18 protein-coding genes are annotated in these 20528 nt (G+C 45.5%); 6 read left to right on the top strand and 12 right to left on the bottom strand.

Annotated features, from left to right (window positions below):
* Positions 1 to 22: 22 nt before the first annotated feature.
* The 9 genes from HFE01_RS04785 to HFE01_RS04745 all read right to left on the bottom strand — a co-directional run bounded on the left by HFE01_RS04785 (position 23) and on the right by HFE01_RS04745 (position 7688).
* Positions 23 to 445 (bottom strand): GNAT family N-acetyltransferase, encoded by a 423-nt coding sequence (locus tag HFE01_RS04785; protein WP_045243874.1) that lies wholly within the window; start codon positions 443 to 445, stop codon positions 23 to 25.
* A 41-nt stretch (positions 446 to 486) separates the two neighbouring features.
* Complete coding sequence (locus tag HFE01_RS04780; protein WP_016819242.1) at positions 487 to 1041, bottom strand: nucleotidyltransferase family protein; 555 nt, start codon at positions 1039 to 1041, stop codon at positions 487 to 489.
* A 21-nt stretch (positions 1042 to 1062) separates the two neighbouring features.
* Positions 1063 to 2316: an MDR family MFS transporter gene (locus tag HFE01_RS04775; protein ID WP_017425771.1), complete on the bottom strand. Its 1254-nt coding sequence runs from the start codon at positions 2314 to 2316 to the stop codon at positions 1063 to 1065.
* Between the two features lie 34 nt (positions 2317 to 2350).
* On the bottom strand, positions 2351 to 4084 hold the full coding sequence (locus HFE01_RS04770; RefSeq protein WP_045243875.1) for an ATP-binding protein: 1734 nt from the start codon (positions 4082 to 4084) through the stop codon (positions 2351 to 2353).
* A 49-nt stretch (positions 4085 to 4133) separates the two neighbouring features.
* The gene (locus tag HFE01_RS04765; protein WP_019686963.1) at positions 4134 to 5198 is read right to left on the bottom strand and encodes a cobalamin B12-binding domain-containing protein; all 1065 of its coding nucleotides are present in this window, start codon (positions 5196 to 5198) and stop codon (positions 4134 to 4136) included.
* A 182-nt stretch (positions 5199 to 5380) separates the two neighbouring features.
* Complete coding sequence (locus HFE01_RS04760) at positions 5381 to 5842, bottom strand: MarR family winged helix-turn-helix transcriptional regulator (protein ID WP_013309820.1); 462 nt, start codon at positions 5840 to 5842, stop codon at positions 5381 to 5383.
* A gap of 197 nt (positions 5843 to 6039) precedes the next feature.
* A complete protein-coding gene (locus HFE01_RS04755) occupies positions 6040 to 6489 on the bottom strand; it encodes a VanZ family protein (RefSeq protein WP_016819238.1) in 450 nt (149 codons plus the stop codon).
* Positions 6489 to 7157, bottom strand: a complete 669-nt coding sequence (gene rpiA / locus HFE01_RS04750; RefSeq protein ID WP_016819237.1) for a ribose-5-phosphate isomerase RpiA — start codon at positions 7155 to 7157, stop codon at positions 6489 to 6491. The genes HFE01_RS04755 and rpiA overlap by 1 nt, the downstream gene beginning before the upstream one ends.
* A gap of 60 nt (positions 7158 to 7217) precedes the next feature.
* Positions 7218 to 7688: a GNAT family N-acetyltransferase gene (locus HFE01_RS04745; RefSeq protein WP_019686962.1), complete on the bottom strand. Its 471-nt coding sequence runs from the start codon at positions 7686 to 7688 to the stop codon at positions 7218 to 7220.
* Positions 7689 to 8155: 467 nt separating this feature from the next.
* On the opposite strand from HFE01_RS04745, the gene HFE01_RS04740 reads away from it, so the two are divergent.
* From HFE01_RS04740 to HFE01_RS04730, 3 genes are all read left to right on the top strand, one after another.
* Positions 8156 to 9925 carry a methyl-accepting chemotaxis protein gene (locus HFE01_RS04740; RefSeq protein ID WP_016819213.1) on the top strand — a complete coding sequence of 590 codons (1770 nt, stop codon included), beginning with the start codon at positions 8156 to 8158 and terminating at the stop codon, positions 9923 to 9925.
* A 145-nt stretch (positions 9926 to 10070) separates the two neighbouring features.
* Positions 10071 to 13766, top strand: a complete 3696-nt coding sequence (locus HFE01_RS04735; RefSeq protein WP_167438168.1) for a non-ribosomal peptide synthetase family protein — start codon at positions 10071 to 10073, stop codon at positions 13764 to 13766.
* Between the two features lie 118 nt (positions 13767 to 13884).
* The gene (locus tag HFE01_RS04730) at positions 13885 to 14883 is read left to right on the top strand and encodes a polysaccharide deacetylase family protein (protein ID WP_017425777.1); all 999 of its coding nucleotides are present in this window, start codon (positions 13885 to 13887) and stop codon (positions 14881 to 14883) included.
* An 87-nt stretch (positions 14884 to 14970) separates the two neighbouring features.
* Here HFE01_RS04730 and HFE01_RS04725 read toward each other — a convergent pair whose 3' ends face one another.
* Entirely contained in the window at positions 14971 to 15591 is a 621-nt protein-coding gene (locus HFE01_RS04725) for a TraX family protein (RefSeq protein ID WP_017425778.1), read from the bottom strand.
* A 22-nt stretch (positions 15592 to 15613) separates the two neighbouring features.
* Complete coding sequence (locus HFE01_RS04720) at positions 15614 to 16324, bottom strand: CBS domain-containing protein (RefSeq protein ID WP_017425779.1); 711 nt, start codon at positions 16322 to 16324, stop codon at positions 15614 to 15616.
* Between the two features lie 184 nt (positions 16325 to 16508).
* Here HFE01_RS04720 and fsa point away from each other — a divergent pair, with 184 nt between their 5' ends.
* The 3 genes from fsa (at position 16509) to HFE01_RS04705 (ending at position 19046) form a co-directional block, all read left to right on the top strand.
* Positions 16509 to 17156: a fructose-6-phosphate aldolase gene (gene fsa / locus HFE01_RS04715; protein ID WP_013370592.1), complete on the top strand. Its 648-nt coding sequence runs from the start codon at positions 16509 to 16511 to the stop codon at positions 17154 to 17156.
* A gap of 233 nt (positions 17157 to 17389) precedes the next feature.
* Positions 17390 to 17845, top strand: coding sequence for a MarR family winged helix-turn-helix transcriptional regulator (locus HFE01_RS04710; protein ID WP_016819208.1), 456 nt, complete (start codon positions 17390 to 17392; stop codon positions 17843 to 17845).
* Position 17846: 1 nt separating this feature from the next.
* Positions 17847 to 19046 carry an MFS transporter gene (locus HFE01_RS04705; protein ID WP_016819207.1) on the top strand — a complete coding sequence of 400 codons (1200 nt, stop codon included), beginning with the start codon at positions 17847 to 17849 and terminating at the stop codon, positions 19044 to 19046.
* Between the two features lie 118 nt (positions 19047 to 19164).
* Here HFE01_RS04705 and HFE01_RS04700 read toward each other — a convergent pair whose 3' ends face one another.
* Positions 19165 to 20481 (bottom strand): MFS transporter, encoded by a 1317-nt coding sequence (locus HFE01_RS04700; protein ID WP_016819206.1) that lies wholly within the window; start codon positions 20479 to 20481, stop codon positions 19165 to 19167.
* Positions 20482 to 20528 lie beyond the last annotated feature (47 nt).

Raw genomic sequence — 20528 nt, 5'->3', positions numbered from 1 at the left:
GAAGCGGGACCCGGAGATTCGCTTATTCTTCGTCTATTTCATATACACAATGAAATTGCCCACCATCTGGCAAATCCTCTGATCCATATACAGCAAACCCCACGTTGCGGAAGAAATCTGCCCCCTCCGCATCTGTATCCACCATAAGTCGCTTCGGGCTACGCTCCTTAATAAGCGTAAGCAACATCCCTCTGCCGTAGCCTCTATGACGATTTTCAGGCAATACAGCCAGATGATGGAGCACAATCGTTCCATTCTCCCGCTCCTCAAAACCGACAACACCTACAATAAGTCCTTCATCTTCCACACCGAACAACTTCCATTCATCCGAGGCTTGATAAGCACGCAAAGCTGCCTCTCCGCGTTCAGGATGATCTAGCACGGCGTAGGTAAGCAGCTCCAGCACCTCCTCACGAGCTGAATCTGGTTTTATATTTTTAAACATCGTTAGTCGTCTCTCCTTACAATCTGAAATGAGATTACACTTTAATTTTCCACAATAAGCAACGGCCAGTTATCTAGCCACTGTTTTTCAAATACACGCTGACGAAAAGCCGTAGTGTGACGGAACAATGGGCTTTGACGTACCCGCATATCCAGCAGATCTTCCAGCCCATGCGGACAAATGACCTCCATTTGATCCTTGGCATTCAATCGAATGGCTACAGCAGTTGCCGTCTCTGGCCAGCGACTCATCGCATCCTCTATCGAGGAATACGGAGCCTCCCCATTGCGAATATGCATCCGAGCTTGATTTTTGACAGACCAGTTGCGTCCCGCCTGTTTACGATTCAAGGACTGCTCCAGAAATTCATCTCGTTCCTCTAGCGTATTTTTGGGGTCAAAATAAATAACATCGATATCGTTTAGTGGTGTAGCTGTTGTATAACCATGTAGCTTGTCCCACACACGGTTGCGTACATAGCCCGCGGCTATACAACCTTGCGGAAGCTTCAGCTCTCGCACATAGCGCAAGTCTTCCAAGACCTGTGGATCATTCATATATTGTATGATTCGTAGCACATCTTCTTCCGACTTCATCCTGTACTCAGCCCCCTTTTTTTATGATGACAGTTGCTGCACAGACTCTGCTCCTTGAGCCGCGAACCGGGCTGTACGCTGCGCCAAACGGCGGCGTGCGACCAGCAGGAAGGGAATACCGATCACAACCGACAGTGCAACCGGAACAAACACGGCAAGCGGTGCCGTTTGACCATAGACATCCAGCAACCAGCCACCAAATAAAGGAGCCAGTACACTACCCAAATTATTAAAGCCGATCGTACCGAAGTAGGTCCCTTTATATTGAGCATCAGCAATTTGATCAATCAGTACGTCCAGCATCGTGAACAATAATACTTCGCCTATTGTAAACAGCACCATATCCAGTATAAACATCCAGCCTGAGTTTAGCATACCGCACAGCAGCAAGCTGACCGCAATACATATATTCCCTGCTATTAAGGAATTCACTGGAGAAAAGCGGCTTGCCAGCCGCACCAGTGGATACTGAAAAGCCAATACGCAAACCGCGTTGACCGTTAGCATGTATGTAAACCACCGGGTACCTTCCTCGAAGGACAACGATAAAAATTGAGGCATTGTCGAATTGGAATGGGCATAGCCCATTACGCAGAATACAGTTCCCAACAGAATCGGCATAAATATGGGATCCCTGCTGGCTGTTCGGAACGCCTCGCCTATCCGCAGCGGAGCCTCTCCCGCTGTTGTGCCTACATGCAGATCCGATGCATACCGAGTAAACTGGATCAACAGCAGTACCCCGTACAGAGCATACACACCAGCGGCTACCATGAACGGCGTACCTGTAGATGCCGATCCCAACATCAAACCAAGCAGCGGTCCTGCCACCACACCAACATTAATCGCCGCATATCTCATGTTATAGACAAGCAATCTCTTCTCCTTGGGGGTTACATCGGATAATAGCGCCCGCGAAGTTGGCTCGAACAAGGATCTGCACAGTCCATTCAGAGCATTAATGACAAAAAAGGCCCAAGCCGCTTCTGCCAACGCAAAAGCGACAAATACAAGCGCCCAACTCGCGATGGATACCAGCATGACCTTACGTCGTCCGATCCGATCTGAAATATATCCACCGTAAAAGCTGGCAAAAATGCCAACCAGCGAGCTGACCGATACGATCACCCCCGTATGAAAGGGGGTGACCCCCAGACGGGTGGTCAGATAAATAGACAAAAATGGGATGCTCATAGAGGTCGCCATCCGACCAAAAATCGTACCCGCTATAATTGTCCAGGCCAGCGGGTGAATGGAACGCAGCTGTTCTTTCATATATATATTTTAGGTCCTCCTTCTAGGTACAAGTCTAACAAGGGGGAGACAGTCTCGACTGGTGAATATAACGTTCCAGTTCTAAACACGTTGCCTGATAGACAGACTGGAGCGCAGACAACTTCCCTTGTACATTCTCAAGTCGGTTCTCCCGTGCAAGCTGTTCAATATCAGACAGCAATTTGGACAAACGCCCGACACCCAGACTCACGCTGCCTGATTTCAACTCATGAGCAGCCTCTACTACTTTTGTGGCTTCGCCCGCAGCAACCAGTTCTTTTAACTTGTTGATTTTGGCAGGTGTATCACTGGTATACATTTCGACCAATGACTCAAGTAATCCCGTGCTACCATCCTCGTCCAGCAGCATGATCTCACGAATAACATCCTCATCCAAAATAGGCTCGGATTCCGGAATGGGTAGCCATTTGACCAGCTTTTCTGAGAGATTTTCAATCGTCACTGGCTTCATCAAGTAATCGTTCACACCAATCACCCGCCCACGAGCCTGGTCTTCCTCGGACACATTTCCGGTCAAAGAAATGATCGGCACAGGCGGCTGTTGGTTTTCTGCTTCCCACTGGCGGATCGCTTTCGCCGCATCGTGACCATTTAGCAAAGGCATATGATGATCCATTAGAATGCAGGCGTAGGATCGTTCGGAGGCCGCTCTTACTGCAGCTTGTCCATCCTCGACAAAGTCAATATGCTGGAATCCCAGGTGGTTAAGCTGTAATTGCACTACTTGACGATTCACCCGATTATCCTCTGCTACCAAAATAGCTTGAGAATGACTATGCTCACGAAGCAACTCACTACGTACCGTCAATTCACCATTTTCATGTTCTTCTATTTCAACTGCCTGTCCTGATGCCTTCCTGAAGGGAATTTCAAACCAGAACGTGGAGCCTTGGCCTTCTTCGCTAACGACCCCAATCTCTCCCTGCATAAGTTTCACAAAAGAGCTGCATATCCACAGCCCCAGTCCCGTTCCTCCATATTGGGAGGCGCTGCCTTCACCAGCTTGCACATAAGGCTGAAACAGCTTGTCCTGATCCTCCGCTGAAATCCCGATGCCCGAATCCTGCACCTCAAAACGAACACGTTGGGAATCTTTAGTTTCCTCAACCAATTTTGTCCGAACAACAAGGTTCCCTTCGCTTGTAAATTTATTTGCATTGTTCAACAGATTAAGCAAGATCTGCATAATCCTTGCCGAATCTCCTTCGAGATGCTCTGCCACGGCACGATCAGTCTCTATACTCAACTGGTTGCCCATCTGATAAATTTGCGGCTCCAACAACTGGGCAACATGGCTCATAATCGCCTGAACTCTGACATTGCCGATCTCTAACTCCATCTGTCCTGCTTCTACTTTGGATATATCGAGCAGATTATTAATCATGTTTAGCAGCAGAGAGGCCGACTCACGTATCACACCGATGGCCTGCCGCTGATCTGGAGACAGTTTGGATGAAGCTAACATTTCGATCATCCCTAGAATTCCGTTCATTGGCGTTCTAAATTCATGACTAACCACGGCGAGAAAAGTGCTCTTCAGGTCATTAGCCCTTATCGCTTCTTCCTTTGTCCGCTTTAATTCCGCATTGCTTTTGGCAAGCTGACGCTGCAGATTGACCAGTTCGTTGTTCATTGCTGAAAATTCATTCAGCAGCTTTTCTTCCTCAGCCTTGCTTTTCAGAACCTCATCCGTTAATTGTTCGACCGTTCTCCGCAGGACAGCCATTTCTGCTGTCGGTTCCTTCATATTAAAAGGCCCCCTTTACAAAATGACTTACGGGTTGCCAACACTAACATTATCTCTTGAGCGAAAGTATGTCCTCTGCTACCTCCAGCGCTTCCTCCGCACCTGGTGCATATCCATCCGCTCCCACTTCCTGCCATAAGTGTGAATCAAGATTAAAGGGCAATCCACCGACCATAATTTTCACATGACTCGTAGTTGTATTTTGGCGGATCACAGTAATCAGCTTTTTCACCAGATGGACATGGTAAGCCATGGTAGCTGAGATAGCCACCACATCTGCGTTGTAGCTCACAATGGCCTGAAGCAGACTCCGATCAGGTACATTGGCACCTAAATAGTACGTATCCCAACCATCCATCTCGAAAATATCAGCCAGCATACGTAGACCTATTTCATGCTGCTCGCTGCCTACACATGCTGCTACGAGGCTACGTCCCTTATTTCCAGCACCTATCCATCTGGGATACAGGCTGGAAATAATAAACTGAGTCGCGGCAGTACAAAAATGTTCTTGACCAACCGTAATTTTGCCTTCATGCCACAGACGACCTATTTCATATTGCGAAATTTGAAAAATATATTTATAAGTATGTTGAATAGACATACCTTCATCTAGCAAATGGACGATCCAATCCAAAGCCTGTCTGCGATTACCAAACAGTAAATATTCCAAATATTGAGTCACATCGGCAGCATAGGGATTATCATCTGTAATAAAAGAGGCGTACTCCTCTTTCTTCCCAATTTGCTGTATCCCCAATTCCAAATGCTCCAGCACCACCGTTTTTTCCCTGTGATGAAAGTGCTCTACCAATGTCTCCCGAATTAATTGAAAATTGATGATCAAATCTTCTTGGGTTATGCCGAAACCTTCTAAAAGTCTCTTTAACCAGGAAACATAATACGTAAATAAAATAGGACTGCTCACGATTACACTTTCAGCTAAATAGTTCAAACTATATAAAGAGTCCTGTTTTGTCTTTATTTTACCGTTGTCCCCAAAGCGCTCCAAAAGATCTGGCTGTAATTCGTATTGTTTGTGGGTAACTAGCTCAGCCAAATCTCCTGCTTGCATCAATAGCGACTCACCTGCGGTATATTGCTGTATACTCATGTACAGCTCCTTCCCCGACAAGGTATTTGTATATGAAACAGGTTCTAGGGATGACCTCAGATCGAGACTATTAGACAATTATACCTGATTTGCGTCCCCACTGCCCAAAATTAGACAAAAAAATAAAATACCGAAAAGTCGGTATTTTATCTTAAAGCTGATTTAACCAGAAAATGCAACACTTATGATCCGTTACTCTTCTGTCCCTCAGCTGTTAGTCCAAGCTTTTTTAGCAGATGAATAGCCTGCTCCTTCTCTTCCACGGATAAGCCATCCACAGTCTCCATAATAACACGATGATGCTGCGGGAATATTTGCTCAAAAAAATGACGTCCATCATCAGTTAATTCTGCATAAATTACACGCCGATCATCTTGTGACGCACGGCGGGTAAGCAGGTTTTTTTTCTGGAGTTTATCCACCACATACGTAATATTCCCGCTGGAGATCAGTACCTTTTCTCCAATCTTCTGCAAAGGCTGCGGTCCGCGATAATACAAAAGGTCAAGCACACCAAATTCAGTTGTATTTAATCCATGACTATGAATGTCCCGATTCGTGCGAGACGTGACCGAATTATAGGCACGAGCCAGAACAACGAACAAATTAAGCGCTAAGTCCTGATCATCTGGTTTTACAGACATATTAACAGCCTCCGTTACTCATATCTTTATTCCAAGATATCTTAATTGCGTACTTTTGTCAAGTTTAAGCGCTTCCCTTCCTGCTTTTACGGTCTGTATTGAAGGAATTACCATCTATTATGCGGAAGTTGTCGTTCATTATGTAAAAAAGCCTGCCCTCGACCAGTCATTAAATACTGATATCGAGAGCAGGGCGATTATGATTCAATTCTTAATTTCTTACGTAAAAATACGTAGGCAACACGTCCGCATAATACTCCCAGTACATTCAGTATGATGTCATCCACATCCATCGTACCTGCGCCCAGCAGCATTTGGGTTACTTCGAGAATGACCAATGCGGCCACCACCACTAACAGCAGCCTGCCTACCCTTCGCATAGATACCCAAATGATCGGCACAAGAATACCGAAGGGGATGAACACACCAATATTCCCGAGCAAATTAACACCCCATACCCGAAAAGGGGAAGAATGCATGGCCCGCCAGTATCGCCCGATCGTATCCAAGGGAACAACATTATATGAATAGGGAGGTCCTGGCCGCAGCGTGCGACCAAAACCGAGAAACATCCAATATAATAGAAGCCCTGTATATAATATCAATAACACGAATGCTACATTATAAAACAGACGGTTACCAGACATTATTTATTCCGTACGTCAATTTGTCCATTAGCTCGTGCGATAATAACTTGATCCGCCATGTTAATGAACAGTCCATTATCGACTACACCCGGAATCTGATTCAAGCGAATTTCCAGTTCCTGCGGGTTCTCGATCGTACCATAGCGGCAATCGGCAATATAATTTCCGTTATCCGTAAGGAAGCGCTCGCCGTCTTTCATACGCCATTCCGCTTTACAGCCTGTCTGCCGCAGAGCCTCTAACGTCCATTCACTGGCAAAAGGTACCACCTCGACCGGCAAAGGGAATGCGCCCAGCACCTTCACATCCTTGGACTCATCCACAATAATGATTAATCGATCGGTATTGCTTTCCACAATTTTCTCTCTCAGCAGAGCACCACCTCCACCTTTTACCAATACCAGTTGCTCATTCACCTCATCTGCACCGTCAATGGTAACGTCAAGCCTCCCAATCTGATCAAACGGAATGATGGGAATTCCCAGCTCCCTGGCCTGATCCTCCGAGGCTTGGGATGTAGCTACAGCCTGTATATGTAATCCTTGTGCCACACGCTCTCCGATTTTTTGAATAGCCCAATAGGCTGTCGAGCCTGTACCAAGTCCAACTTTCATACCTTCCTGAATCGCCTCAACTGCTTTTTCGGCCGCTTTTTGCTTCAAATTCATTATCATCTCTCCCGCTATATAGGCTAGTGTTGATCAACATCTATTTTATATGAGAACGCTTTATAAAGACAGAGACAGCTTTTTACCATAACATAGACTATTTTCATCGTGTTCATACTCCCCAAATCGTTCAATAGGTTCGTATCCCTGCTTGGTATAGAAGGCAATTGCTTCAGGTTGAGCTGCTCCAGTCTCTAGATTAATCCTTACTACTCCCCGCTTTCTGGCTTCCTCTTCCAGAAAAGATAATAGGCTAACTGCAATTCCTTGTCTGCGATAAGAGGAATCGACATAAAATCTTTTAAGCTCCATCTCTTCCGCATCTATAGGCCTAAGCCCTCCGCAAGCAACTGGTTTTCCATCCATATACACAACAGCGAAAATCATATTTTTAACTTTCGGGTTGGAAAAATCCACCAAGTAAATTTGATCGGCAGGATACCTTTCCAACAAGTCTTCATCCAGCCTACGAATCAAATCATGCAGATCCGCATGGTCGCTCTCAACCTTTAAAATCGTAAACCTCGACACTTTTCTCATCCCTCTCCTCTATGCATAGATACATGGACTCATTTCGCGAACAAATCACGAAAACCGCGATAAATCAAGCATTCGCGGCTTCAAATATGAAAAATGTCCCAAATTGATAAGTGCATTTGACTCTATTATAAAGTATGATGGTTTCTGTTGAATAGTTGCTTATGGACTGAAATGAACTCGAATTTCAAGCAGGAGTATAAATTGGAAAATACTGAAATACACACAACCTTTACCTATTAAAAATTAATTTTTTATTGCGTTAGGTATTCATTTCATGAGCTTTTTGTACGACATATATATAGGGATATCATACTTGTCTGAAAAAGACTTAAGACCTATTTTGAAAAAATCAAGGGTCAATTATCTCTATTTATTGTGTTTGTAAGGGGGACTTGATTATCTCATTCGATAAGCGGTTCAACACCATATACAAAAATACTACCAGGGAGTGGAACATTTTGAAAAAGTGGAGTAGCTTATCATTCTTCACCAAAAACTTATTATTATCCTTCTTCAATATCGTATTGATCGGGCTAGTCCTTATTGTGTCTAGCTATTTGATCCAACGTACGATTTTGATTGACCAATTGCATGGGCAAGTGGAAAAAATCACATTGAAGTGGGCGCAGGGCATTAATTCCGATGAAGTATCCCAAGCGGTTCAAGAAAAAAATTATGATGGACCCATTCAAACCAAACTTCGTACCTATCTAGATAACATCATGGCAACGAACCCGAATATCTCTCACGCCTATATTTTCGGAACAGAGCTGGAAAATGGCAATCAGACATCCATTGTCGCCATGCCAACAGATCTGAGAGAATCATTTGAAAAAGATAAAATGGGTGTCGGCGCTATGTACGAGCAACCCAATGTCGTAGCTGTAGGCGTAACTAGCATGCTGGACTCCGGCAAACCTACATTCACCAGTTTTTACGATGACTCTTTTGGTACATGGACGACTTTGATGACGCCGATTAAAGATCCTAGTGGCAAAATCTTTGCCTATTTTGCTGTCGATGCTGATGCCGGTGCTGTACCTGCCGGATTGACCAAGCTGCTCATTAGCGGCGCCACCATTTTGGTGATATTCCTACTGATCTGCCTGGCGCTTCAATATTGGGTAGTAAAACGCACACTATCTCCGATTAAGCAACTGATGTACGGTATCAGTGAAGTAAGCAGAGGAAATCTGGATGTTCAAATTCATGCTGGCCAAGATGACTTGGGGCTCGTGAATCAGAACTTCAACGATATGGTAAGCCATATTAACAGCATTATGACCAAAGTGAAGCAGACTACTGATGAAGTCAATGAATCTGCGAAGGAATTACTCGCAATCTGTGAGCAAAACGGAATCAATTCCAACATCATCAACCAAAATATCAATGAAATTACGGATAATATCCGTTCACAGGAAAAAGCGACAGGCGATAGTGCACGAGCTATGGCTGAAATGGCATCAGTCATTCAAAATATTGCTACAAGTTCTTCCAATGTGGCGGAAGAAGCCAATTCGGTAGAGAAGCGTTCGAATGAAGGTAACGAGATTGTAGATAAGGTATCATCCCAAATGCATTTGATTACCGATTCAGTAACGAATACTTCCCGTATCATCAAGTTGCTGGACAGCCGTTCACAGGAAATTGGCAATATCATTAGCACCATTTCAGGAATTTCTAGCCAAACGAACCTGCTCGCCCTGAACGCTTCTATTGAAGCTGCGCGTGTCGGTGAAGAAGGTAAAGGCTTTGCCGTTGTGGCCAATGAAGTACGTAAGCTGGCAGAACAATCTGCGGAGGCAACTAAACAAATTACGTCTCTGATTGAAGAAATTCAAAGTGAAATCGGACAAGCTGTGAATTCGATGGAGCAAGGGAACGTTGAAGTTCAAAACGGTATCGTCGTTGCTGGACAAGCAGGCGAGTTGTTCAATGACATTCTTCAAGCAACTAAAAATCTAGCATGGCAAATCCAAGAAGTATCCAGTGCTACTGAGCAAATATCTGCGGGGACACAGGAAATGACCGCGACAGCAGACGATCTTTCCTCCACCGTAACCAAAACAGCCAATAACAGTGTTCACATTATGCAAACGGTAGAGGAACAAAAAGCCTCTTTGGATTCTATCATTGAGTCATCCCATAAGCTGACGTCCATGTCCGAAGAGCTTCAAGAAATTACATCTTATTTCAAAATTGCAGACACAAACCGTACCAAATCATAAATATCCATTTATCGATTTCAATGCATATTTCATAAGTAAGTCGTTCGGTGATGCCTCCCTCCTGTTCATCCATTTGAAGGGATCGGAGGCATTTATTAGCTTCATCACTTATATTGAAACATCAAACATTCAGGAGGTTAGCGTAATGGCTTCATTACAACAAAACAGCACACAGACAGCTCCATCCCCATTCCTAGTTCCCTTGGATTTTGCACGTATACAGCGCAAGTATACATCCTCTACTTATCAAGTAGAGTTAGAGACATCCATCTCGGAACAACTGAATCAACAAAACACTCCGGAAGACAAACAAGCAGTGCTCTTATCAGCGTATACTGCATGGTTATATCGTCTATCCGCAGAGGAAGAAGTTTCTTTCTCTACTTTTGTGCCTCAATCCGGTCTGCTTACAGCATCGTTGACAGTTGAAAAGGAAACGACTTTTCATGAACTGGCAAGCTTATTTCAGGAGATGCTCCGTGAGCCTAATGCATTCCTGGCAGAACCGCAAGCTGATACTTCATTTTCAACAACACTTCCTACAGACAGCGGTGTAGAATCCCGTATTATGGACTGGGCTGTTCGTGATAACAATGGCACTTATCAATTACAGATTCGGTATGATCAATCACTCTTGCTGGAAACAACGGTGGTTCGCTACGCAGAATACTTTGCAACCCTTCTGCGAGGCGCGCTCAACAACAGCCATGCACTTGTAAATTCCATTGACATATTATCGGACGCAGATCGAGCTGCTCACGAAGCTTTAAATGATACCGTCGTAAAATATCCTGAGCATCAGACGATTCACGGAATGTTTGAAGAAGCGGCTTCCCAGTACCCTGATCGTCCAGCTATTGCTTCCCATACGGGGGAGTATACGTACCGTGAATTGAACGAGCGTGCTAACCAAGTCGCACGTGTTTTGTTATCCAAAGGTCTCACCAAAGGTGAATTCGTGACCATCTTCATGGAACGAAGCTTGGAGACCGTTATTTCCCTGCTCGGCATCCTAAAAGCCGGAGGCGTGTACGTTCCTGTTGATCCCGCTCACCCTGCTGACCGGAGTAGCTACATTGTCGAGGACACGCGTTCTCCTTTTGTCTTAACAACTTCCGCACTCACCCAACAAGCGGCTGAACTATGCGGGTCCATTGAAACCGTAAAAGAAATATTAGCTATTGACGGACCACTGGCAGGTTATGCAGCAAGCAATCCAAACGTTGAAGTAAGTCCAGATGATCTAGCTTATGTCATCTACACCTCCGGTTCTACAGGCAAACCAAAAGGTGCCCTGATCGCTCACCGCGGTGTCGTTAACCTAGGAGCTGTCGTACAACGCGATTGTGACATTACGCCTCAGGATGTATTGACCCAATTCGCCACCTATAGCTTCGATGCTTCTGTATGGGATACGATTGGAGCCTTGTTTTACGGTGCAAAATTGTACTTGCTGTCTTCCGAAGAGCGCGTATCTGTGGAAGAATTCGCTGAAGCCATCGAACGTACGGGCACGACGATTATTACCATTTTGCCAACTGTATTCTTTAATCAGCTATCGACGTACCTGTCAGATGAAGGTTATCGCAAGCTCGCAAATGTTCGAATTGTTACTGTAGCAGGCGAAGCACTGTATGGCTCACAAGTTCGGGCGTTCCAAAGCAAATTCGGTACAGACACAGACATCGTCAACGTATACGGACCAACCGAATGCACCGTAGCGACGACGACCCATCGGGTCCGCGGTGCCGTACCTGAACATGTCGTTAATATCCCGATCGGCAAGCCGATTTACAATTACAAAGTGTACATCGTTAACGACGATAACAAGCTTTGCCCAGTCAATATTCCGGGTGAAGTATGTATTGCTACGCCTGCGTTGGCCCACGGCTATCTCCATCAGCCGGAGCGTACAGCCCAATCGTTCGTGGACAATCCTTTTGTCCCAGGTGAAAAAATGTACCGTTCAGGTGATATTGCCAAGCTGCTGCCAGACGGTACGATTGAATACGTAAGCCGGAAGGACTCGCAGCTCAAAATTCGGGGGAACCGGATTGAAATAGGAGAAATTGAAGACCATTTCTCCAAACATCCAGGTGTTCAGGACGTAGCTGTTGTCGCCGTCAAGGATCACACAGATCAGAACATGTTAGTGGGCTATTTCACCACTTCGGACGGACAGTCCATTCCACAGGACGTTATACAGTCTTATATTGGAGGCAAGCTGCCTTCCTATTTTGTACCAACCCATGTCATTCACCTGGAAGCTATGCCTATTTCACCAACTGGCAAGATCGATCGTAAAAAGTTGGCTCTGCGCCCACTTCCTGAAGTGTCTGATCATACGTCCGGCGGAGAACCTCTCCGTGAAGGAACTGAAACACTCATTGCCGAAGCATGGACACAAGTGCTTGGTAAACATAACATTGGCGCGACTGATGATTTCTTCCTGATCGGAGGCGATTCGCTTCGTGTCATTCATGTGCTGGCTATTTTGAAGCCGCGTTATGGCGCGCTGCGTATTGGAGACTTCTTCCGCTACAAAACTGTTCGTGAGCTTGCTGAATACGTGGAGCAATTAGGTACAGAACAAGCGCCGCAGCGCAAGTCACTCGCGATTTCTCGGGAAAAAACAGATTTGAATGAACATCCTATTGAGTTGCCTGGCGCTTCAGATTTAGCTGAAATCCGCGACTTGCGCGTGATTTTGTTAACCGGAGCCACAGGATATCTGGGTTCACACATTCTGTATGACCTGCTCCACCAGACAGAAGCCAAAGTATACGCAATGGTACGCCCTTCTCAGGACGGTCCATCTGGCTTTGAGCGTATTCAATCCGTATTGACAGGATATTTTGGTCAAGATATCTCCAGCTTGATGGAAGGACGGGTCAAGGCTGTCTATGGCGATTTAGAGCAAGCGGATCTGGGTCTCTCTTCTGTCGATCGCCATATGCTAGAGCACCACATCGACGGTATCATTCACAGCGCCGCTGACGTTCGCCATTTTGGTGATTCGGCAACCTTCGATCGCACGAATGTGACCGGAACACTGGAACTGCTAAAAATCGCTCAAGCTAAGCCAGGAGTCTCCTTCCATCATGTTTCCACCATGGGAATACCTGAGGATCTTGCAAACGAAGGAAAATGGGAATCGACATTAGAGTTCTCTGCCTTCCCAGATGAACTGAACGTGGACAACCTGTACACGAACAGTAAACTTGCGGCAGAGAAGTTATTGTTCCAAGCAGCTCAAGCAGGTACACCTGTCTCGATCTACCGTGCGGGTAATTTGACAGCCCATTCGGCCAACGGACGCTTCCAACGTAATATCGATAGCAATGCTTATTATCGTATGATGAAGGCGATGCTGCTGCTGGGCAAAGCTCCACAAGCCGATTGGCATACAGACTTTACACCAATTGATTACGCCAGCCGTGCTATCGTAGAACTGTCCGTCAAACAAAAAAGTGCGAACCGCATTTTCCATATCTGTAATCCGAACCCACTGCCATATGATGAACTGATCGCTATGGTAAACCAGCTTGGTTACGCAGTAGAAACGCTGCCTTTTGACGATTACAGCGCTTGGCTGCTGAATCCGTCTTCTGGCATTCAGGAAGATGCACTTCACCTTGCTATGGGACAACTCGAAGGTGATGGTGCCAAGGATTCAGCTTACCGTTACGGCTGCTCTGTAACCACAGCTCTGCTGGAACAAGCTGGCGTACAGTGTCCGGTAACCAACCTGGAGTTTATTCGCAATATGATCCAGCATGCGGTCGAGATCGGTTACTTCCCGGCCTCATCTTCGGTATCTGTACAAGCAACACAGAGGTAACAAAGTTGTGATATTTCCCCCGCGTGTTTTCGGTATGATAGACTAGATTTTGCTAGTTTCATATTTAGTATAAACCTCTATACTTTCAGAATTTTTTGCATGCGGGGGATGTCATTCAATGAAACACACTTTTTTAAAAAGAACATTGCTCATCATAAGCTTGGTAGCTATTCTCGGGATTTTGGTGCATGAAGCACGTAACATTTATCACACACCTGTAGTCAAAGGAACTCATCGTACACGCACTGCTAATGCAGATCGACTGGTACGCCATTTATTTTCACTGACGCCTACGCCAGATAAGGTATATTACCAAAACAAAGTAATTGTCCTGATGTATCATGAAGTAACCAAGACTCCACCTGATCCCGGTGCTCTCAAGCTTAGTAATTTAACGAAACAATTGGACGAAATGAAAGCAAATGGCTTCCATTGGATCACCATGAAAGAGTATACGGATTTTATTTTACATAAAGGCAAGGTTCCCGCTAATGCGGTCCTTATGACATTTGACGACGGATATGAATCCTTTTATACGGATACTTTTCCCGTGTTGAAGAAGTATCATGTTCCGGCTACCAATTTTCTCATTACATCCACAATCAGCAATCCTAAACATATTGGTATACCAAAGCTGACATGGGATCAAATTCATCAGATGCATGCAGAGGGCATTGATTTTTACAATCATACCAATGACCAGCATGCTTACGGATACTCCAACACAAAGCGCACCAAACAAAAACCACTTCTGATGGGTCCGGTGTATTCGAAAAAGCTGGGGCGAATGGAAACCGAGGACGAGTTCAAACAGCGGGTTTATACCGATTTGGACATGGCTGACAAGAAGCTGTTTAAACATCTACACAATGATCAGAATGTGCTGGCCTTCCCTTATGGTGGGTATACCAAGGAGACGTTGGAAATTTGCCGCTCCTTGGGAATTGACGTTACGTTTACGGTGAAACGAGGAATTAACTCACCAGGGCAAACGAACGGCTATCGCGTCAATGCAGGAGGAATACACAATATTCCCGAAGTATTGGTGCAATATATGAAAGAAGGGGCTCCACTTCGCCCACTTCCTTTTGCCCAAGGTCCCAACAAAGTATCCTGAACAGCATAGTATATTTAGGATAAAAAGAACCTTTACAACCACTATAAGTCGTGGTTGTAAAGGTTCTTTTGTTGTATGGATTCGAGTTCAGGGCCAGATACGAATTAGCGCAATAACAGCCAGATGTACGGGATAAAAGCTGCACCACAACCAACGCGGTACCCGACGATAAAATCCGCTCTCCCCTGTGGCAAAACATACAATCAGAATACTGGACAGCAGACTAAAGTGCTGAATATTCGCATGGTGTACCATATCATACACAACATTCAAAACAAAATGGGCAGCAATCATCAGATATGAACGGGTGTATCGATAGATGAGAACAAGCAGCAGACCATAGGCTCCGTAATCCATCTGGCTGAGCTCCATGAACAGGGCTGTGAGGACGTACAGACCCGATACAGCCACCCAATGCTTCATGCGAGATGCAGCAGCCAGCGCGAGTAACGACGCCAGTAGCGTCCAGATCACATTGGGTCTATACACATCAAACGCCAGCATATAGGGCACCTGGGAGATCAAGGCCAGCCCTAGCAGGCGAAGCATGTAACTCCGCATATTTCGGGTACGGGTATAGCCCATATAGAGGGCGTACGCGTAGATTGGAAAAGCAAGCCTGCCGGCAATTCTCCAAGCCGGATCTGTCGGAAAAAACACAAGTCCGACATGGTCAATCAGCATCGTCAGCATGGCCAACCAGTACATATAAGGCCCCCTTATTCATGTTTTAGGTCTTTTCTTCCGTCAAATTCAGAATGGCGTTCATAATATCCGTTTTCGTAACCCGCCCTACTAGCCCCTGAATTGGAGCCGAGGAGGTACATGGCTCGTCCAAAACAGGAAGACAATTAATCTGATGCCGGATCAGTCTCGATATTGCTTCCAGTAAAGAATCTCCTGGAGCAAGCGTCGTCATTTGGGCCCGGCGAGTCATAGCCATGGTCACCGGGACAGTGTGAAGATCAGTATGTCCCAGCATGACCTTCAGCAAATCCTTGCGGGTAACAATACCAATGAGCTCCTGCTCCTCCCCCGTGACCATCAGCGTGCCTGTATTTTGCTGAAATAGCATTAACACCGCATCATAGGCGGTAGCATCACCTGATATCAAAATCGGGTCACTCAGTATATCTGCCACAGTCAGCTTTTTGAGCATACTGCCAATATGGCTATCATAGTTTGGATAACGCCCTGGCAAGTAACCCACCTTTGGTTTGGCATCTACAAGCCCGAGCATAACGAGCAAAGCAAGGTCAGAACGCAAAGTCGGCCGCGATAGTCCCAGCTCTTCAGCAATTTTATCCCCTGTAACAGGCGCCAGACGCTGGACAATATCTACAATTTCCCGCTGTCTTTCTGACAGTTGAATAATGATTACCTCCTTATGGAATGGGGTAGTATACATTATTAATGAGCTTAGGTCGGTCAATTTCAGCATGTTTCGACAATTCATCAAATTTTAATCAAAGACCGCTTGTTTTCAAATTTAAAATGTGTCACAATTAAAAATGTAATACATACTAATTATAAGTTTAACGTGTGCAATATGCTACATTTAAATGAGCTAATGTACGCCATATGATATGTATTATGTACTATATAACCCTGAGGAGGAAAATCAAATGAAATTTTTCTTGGATACTGGTAACATTGAAGAAATCAAACGTATTGAACGTTTGGGTCTGGTTGATGGTGTAACAACGAACCCTTCCCTGATCGCTAAGGAAGGTCGAGTGTTCAAGGAAGTCATTCAGGAGATTTGCAGTATCGTTGAGGGTCCCGTAAGTGCTGAGGTAATTGGCCTGAAAGCTGAAGATATGCTCGCAGAAGCTTATGACATCGCAAAGTGGGCACCTAACGTGGTGATCAAGCTTCCTATGACCGAAGACGGTTTGTACGCTTGTAACGAGCTGACCAAGAACGGAATCAAAACGAATGTAACATTGATTTTCTCCGCAGCTCAAGGTTTGATGGCAGCCAAAGCTGGTGCTACTTTTATCAGCCCGTTTGTGGGACGTCTGGATGATATCGCCGTTGACGGCATGAAGCTGATCCGTGATCTGAGACAAATTTTGGACATTCATGGTTTGAAATCCGAAATCATCGCTGCTTCCATCCGCAACATTAAGCATGTAGAAGATGCTGCTCTGTCTGGTGCACATATCGCCACCATTCCGGGTTCCCTGCTTCCTTCCCTGTGGAAACACCCACTGACAGACAGCGGTATCGAACGTTTCCTTAAGGATTGGGAAACCGTACCTAAAGCTTAATTCGCCAGTCATGGCAAACTATATTGTACTAAAACCCGAACAGCCCGTTTTTTACGGGCTGTTTTTTTGCTCTTTTTCCCGCATAGACAAGTAAAAGTAAAGTGGAAAAGGAATGTATGTTTACAAAACGCTGCACAACTTCTTTTGACAAAACAACTTGTTGTCCATATAATTGTTATAACAACTAATTAATTTCAAAGTATCCTGTGCGGAAAATTAGAAAGGAGTGTCATATGAATAATTTGCCTCCCGATTGCTCTATTGGGATGTTGCTTGGAATCACCCATCGCAAAATGAGTCAACAGCTCTCGCATCGGCTTAAACCTTATGATATTTCCCCAGAGCAATGGTCGGTTCTGTACCAAATCTATCAGGCCGAGGGTTTAAATCAGAAAGAAATTGCAGCTAAGGCTGTAAAGGACCAGCCCACCACGACTCGTATTATTGATTTGTTGGACAAGAAGGGCTGGGTACAGCGTGTGAACAGCCCACAGGATCGCCGGGCTTATTTGCTTCATTTGACTGAAGCAGGCCGACAGCTTGTGAAGGAGACTCTCCCCGTCGAACGAGATGCCAACCACGATTTTGTAAAAGGTATTTCCTCTGCAGATCTGAAGCAATTCCGCCAAACGCTTTTACAAATTCATACCAACATGACTGAATCAGAAAAACAAGGAGAGAACGATTAATATGCAACAAGGCAAGCAACCTCTTTGGACCAAGGAATTTATCGTTCTTACGGTTTCCAATTTATTTTTGTTTCTGGAACTACAGATGATTGTATCTTCCATTCCTTCCTATGTGAAAAATGCATTCCATGCTACCTCCGTGCAGGTCAGTCTTGTTACGACTTTGTTCGCATTAAGTGCAATTGTCGCAAGACTTTTTTCTGCCCGTATGCTGGAAAAAGGACATCGCAGCGCCCTGATCTTCGTTGGACTGCTGTTTGCATTAGCAGGAACGCTGGGATACAGTGTTTCACCGACAATTGCGGTACTCCTGCTCATGCGTATGCTGTTTGGGATTGGCTTTGGTATGAGCAGCACTGCCTTTCCAACAATGGTCACTGACGTCATCCCTCCCAAACGTCTCGGTGAAGGAATGGGATTTTTTAGTCTGTCCACTAGTTTAGCCATGTCTATTGGGCCAACCATCGGTATTTCGATGCTGCAATACGGCAGTTTTAACCTGCTTGCCTATTCGACATCTGCTGTCATTGTTGTCATTTTCCCTCTAGCCTACTGGCTCATTCGCACACTGCCTAAGGGGCATGTCGAACCACCTATGGTCCCTTTGGAGGAAGGGCGCAAACCGGCATTCAACCGTAAATTGTGGATTCCCGCCTTGTTGAACATGTTGATGTCTATCACATATGGCGGGTTGCTCGGTTTTATGGCGCTCTATGGAGATGAAGCTAATCTGGCGCACCCGGCTTACTTTTTCCTGTTTAATGCGGTATCTGTACTGATCGTGCGCCCCTTCTCGGGCCGTATTTATGACAAAAAAGGGGCAAAGGCACTGCTCATCCCTGGTTCCCTGTTTCTCATTGGTGGTCTGATTCTGCTTTCTTACGCACACAGTGACGCCTTTATGTATCTGTCTGCTCTTTGCTACGGTATCGGGTTTGGTGTTATGCAGCCAACCTTGCAAACCTGGATGATTCAGGTCGTGTCACCTAAACAGAGGGGCATGGCAAACGGTATGTTTCTCAATTCCCTCGATTTTGGAGTCGCAGCCGGAGCACTTATACTTGGCGTTATCGCCAAAGCCAGTGATTATGCATGGATGTATCGTCTTTCGTCGCTGTTTGTTGTGCTGTTCTTGCTGATTTACGTCATTCAGATTATCGCAAGCCGCAAGCCTAAAACAAATGTCCCTCTGGAGGGGTAAGACTATTCTTTAAAATGAGTATCCATCTATATTTGCTCAAATATCAAAAGCACCCGTTACCATGGCTTTACATGGAAAACGGGTGCTTTTTTTATTTCAAAGCTTTTTCAATTGCAATTTATTTATATTTCGCAGGAGTTTTGTGTCTTAGCTTAGAAGAAAGAGGCTTTTCTCGAGACACGTATGTCATTCCCTCAGTCTTATGGCTACGATCACTGGATTTGCCCCCTGCGGGTTCATCCTGCTCTGGCTTGACCGCAAATAGCATAAGCAGAGCCGCAATCCCCCCCACTGCGGCCATGACGCCAAAAAGCAGACCATGCCCACTGCTGCCGATCAGCAAGGATACAACCGGAGGGCCTAAAGATACTCCGACAAAGCGCATACTGCTGTACAAGGAAGTGATGGTTCCGCGCTCTTCTTTTTCAATTCCCTTAGTAATCAGTGCATCCAAACAAGGGAGTGCGAGCCCAATACCACCGCCCCCTAGCGTAAACAGGCCAATCACAGCATAAATATGTTGAAAAAATCCGAGAATAGCAAAGCTGATCGTCAATATGGCCAAACCACCGAAACCGATCCATTTCATACGCTTTTTGTGCTTGCCAATAACCTTGCCACCTAAATAAGAGCACAGACAGAGGGAAATAAGCGGTATGGCTAGCACAAAGCCCTTCCAGACGCCATGGAGGTTGTAACGACTTTCCAGTATGTCGGATAAGTAGAACAAGACGCCAAAAATGACGAACATACAAATACCGCCCATAGCAAAAATAGCATAGAGCCAGCGTCCCTTTTCGGCAAGCACCTGCTTCACATTCCCCACAAATTCTCGAAACCTAATCGGTTGGTTTTTACGCTTGGGTACATGGATCAGCCAAATGACCAAAATAAGCGAAATCAGACAGAGGCCCGGAATCACTGCCAATGGCAAAAACCATAGTACAGCTCCCAGCGCAGCACCAAGAATCGGACTTAATACTTTACCGAATGTGTTGTAGGTCTCGACTACCCCCAGGTTCTTGCTGGCTTCATCCTCGTTCTCATACAGATCGCCCACAAGTGGAATGACTATAGGAAAAGCCCCCGCCGCTCCCGCGCCCTGAAGTAGACGACCTGCAATAATGGTCCAGTAAGCTGCCAGGTCATGTAGCAGCCATGCTCCAACCGCAGAAATGCCCCCTCCAATCACAGTCAGAATCAGACAGGGAACAATCACCGCTTTACGGCCAAAACGGTCGGATAGATAGCCAGCAATCGGTATCAGTAAAATGGCCACCACCGCATACACTGTAATCAACATGCTAATCCGAAAGGAGCTTACATGTAGCTTACGTCCGATTTCCGGTAAAACCGGAATCAGCATGGAATTACCCAGCGTCATCATCAGCGGGATGGAACCTAATGCAACCAGATTCCCTTTATTTTGTTGCATCCCGTTACCACCTTTGCAAAAGTAATAACACAGCTGTCCAGATTCGT

The organism is Paenibacillus sp. EKM10P (assembly GCF_011800655.1).
GTDB classification, from domain to species: domain Bacteria; phylum Bacillota; class Bacilli; order Paenibacillales; family Paenibacillaceae; genus Paenibacillus; species Paenibacillus polymyxa.
Note: the sequence above shows the minus strand (reverse complement) of the source record. Positions and strands in the feature narration are given on the sequence as shown.